General features: G+C 77.8%; 1 pseudogene. It reads right to left on the bottom strand.

Going from position 1 to position 1006, the window contains the following annotated elements:
• A pseudogene (locus GTQ99_RS23560) lies at positions 1-1006 on the bottom strand (hypothetical protein); the annotation flags it as partial.

Here is a 1006-nt window from a genome sequence, read left to right on the forward strand (position 1 = left end):
CGCGCCGGCGGGTGGCCGCCGCACCGCGAGCGCACCGGCGGCCGCGGCCGCCGTGACGCCGCCGAGGCCGACGACGACGCCGTAGTACCAGTGGAAGGGCGGCACGCCGAGCACCGACAGCGCGACCCAGTGCAGCACCCCGCCCAGGCCGATCGCGGTCCACGGCCCCGTGCGCGGGTCCGCCGCGCGCAGGCGCAGCACGGCCAGCACCAGGCAGCCGGCGATCCCGGCGGCGGCCGGCAGGAACGCCACGACGGCGTGCGCGCCGTAGAGGTCGACGTACCAGCGCCAGCCGTTGGTGACGTCCCAGGGGCCCCAGCTGCGCACCGCGGTCTTGATGACGGCGGTGTCGGGGACCGCGGAGCCCAGGGAGTACCAGCTCCACAGCGCCCACGGCACGACGACGGCCAGCGCGACCGGCACCACCACGTGCAGCCGGCGCAGCACCGCGGGCACCCCGAGCGCGACGACGGCCACGACGACCCCGGCGTCCGGGCGCGTCAGCACGACGGCGCCGGCGGCGAGCCCGTGCAGCACCGGCCGGCCGGCCTGCGCGGTGAGCAGCAGCAGCGACAGCAGCAGCAGCAGGACGTTGGTCTCCAGCCCCACCGTGCTCAGCAGCAGCGGGTTCGTGCCGACGACGAGCGCGCCCAGCGGGCCCACCCACCGCGGCAGCCCGGCGCGGCGGGCGGCGCCGGACAGGCTGCGCTCGAGCAGGACGGCGATGAGCACGTGGCAGACGCCGAGCGCCGCGACGGGAGAGCGGACCAGGGCGACCGCCCCGCCGAGCAGCAGCACCCAGCCCGGCGAGGTCGCCGTGTTGGACGGCACGGCCGACAGCAGCCCCCAGTGCCCCAGCTCGGCGAGGTTCCGCGCGAAGGTCAGCGTGATGTAGGCGTCGTCGACGAGGGCCTCGTGCACGAGCCAGAAGGTGGCGACGGCGACCAGGACCACCAGGGCGGGCGGCAGCAGGGCGCCGGGCAGGCCCCGGCCGGCCCGCGGGGAG

The sequence above is a fragment of the Kineococcus vitellinus genome (assembly GCF_009906315.1).
Taxonomy (GTDB): Bacteria; Actinomycetota; Actinomycetes; order Actinomycetales; family Kineococcaceae; genus Kineococcus; species Kineococcus vitellinus.